The organism is Sphaerochaeta sp. S2 (genome assembly GCF_016406725.1).
Classification (GTDB): Bacteria; Spirochaetota; Spirochaetia; order Sphaerochaetales; family Sphaerochaetaceae; genus Sphaerochaeta.
Genome location: NZ_JAEKNT010000447.1, coordinates 1 through 1,506, shown reverse-complemented (window position 1 = coordinate 1,506; position 1,506 = coordinate 1). Strand labels below are relative to the sequence as shown.

General features: G+C 46.3%; 2 protein-coding genes. Both read left to right on the top strand.

The window, feature by feature from the left end; all coding sequences use genetic code 11:
* Positions 1–593: carbohydrate ABC transporter permease (locus JF818_RS12880; RefSeq protein WP_198892393.1), on the top strand; the 593-nt coding region annotated here is incomplete at its 5' end.
* Position 594: 1 nt separating this feature from the next.
* Positions 595–1,503, top strand: a complete 909-nt coding sequence (locus JF818_RS12875; RefSeq protein WP_198892392.1) for a carbohydrate ABC transporter permease — start codon at positions 595–597, stop codon at positions 1,501–1,503.
* The last annotated feature ends 3 nt before the right edge of the window (positions 1,504–1,506 follow it).

Sequence of the window (1,506 nt, the reverse complement as noted above, 5' to 3'; positions counted from 1 at the left end):
AAATGGAGAAGGTCTTCAAGAGCATCATTTTCATGCCAATGGCAATCTCCTTCGTAGGTGCTGGTGTTATCTGGAGATTTATTTATTCGTACAAACCCGCAGGAGAGGACCAGATAGGTTTGCTCAATGCGATTGTTACCTTTTTCGGAGGCGAACCACAAGCCTGGTTTACCATGCCGGTCTGGAATAATATCTTCCTGATCGCCATCCTGGTATGGCTGCAAACCGGCTATGCCATGGTTATCATCAGCTCTGCACTCAAGGGTGTTCCCTCTACGATTATTGAAGCAGGTCGTATTGATGGGGCAGGGGAGTTCAGGATTATCAGGAGTATTATAATACCCTTCATAGCTCCCACCCTTATCACAGTTTCAACAACGATTATCATTATTACGTTGAAGATATTCGATATTGTATTCACCATGACCAACGGTAACTATGGGACCGAGGTTATTGCAAGCATGCAGTACAAGCAGATGTTCCGTTTCTACCACTATGGAAGAGGCTCTGCAATCGCCATTGTTCTGGTTCTGGCTGTCATTCCTGTCATGTGGTACAACTTGCATCAGTTCAGTAAAAGGGAGGGCTTCTAATATGATTTCCCTTGCAAGAAAAAGACAAAACAAGTGGACCATGGTGGTCAATATCATTCTGATTGTACTGGTCATCATCTGGAGTATCCCGATCATAGGCCTGCTTATCTCATCGCTGAGACCGCAGGATGATGTATTGAATACCGGATGGTGGACAATTTTTAAAGGTGACGGAGATTTCACCTTGAACAACTATCGACGTGTTTTGGGAGGTAGACAAGCCACGTTTACTGACGCGGAAGGGAACGTCCTTCGCGCAAGTGGGGACAACCTCTCCCAAGCCTTCATCAATAGTTTTACGGTCACCATTCCATCGGTGATCATTCCGATTCTTATTGCAACAGCAGCAGCCTTTGGGTTTGCCTGGATGGTATTTCCCGGTAGGAAACTATTCTTTACCATTGTTGTTGCCCTGTTGGTGGTTCCTTTGCAGATATCCTTGATCCCTATCCTTCGTGATTACATGAAGATTGGACTCACTGGCTCCTATCTGGGGATATGGCTTGCCCATACAGGCTTCGGTCTGCCGCTTGGAATCTACCTTCTCTATAACTATGTTTCCACCATCCCTCGGGATGTGTTTGAATCAGCATTCCTTGATGGAGCAAGGCCGATGGTAATCTTCGTACGGCTGGTGCTTCCTCTCTCTGTTCCTGCTATTGCTTCGTTGGGTATTTTCCAGTTCCTTTGGGTTTGGAATGACCTACTGGTTGCATTGGTCTTCCTTGGTGGTACCAGTGATGTAGCTGTATTGACCCAGCGTCTGGCGAATATGGTGGGATCACGTGGACAGGACTGGCATTTGCTTACTGCAGGGGCCTTCATTGTCATGATTGTCCCAATTCTCGTATTTTTCTTCCTGCAACGTTACTTTGTACAGGGACTTATGGCAGGATCAGTCAAGGGGTAATAC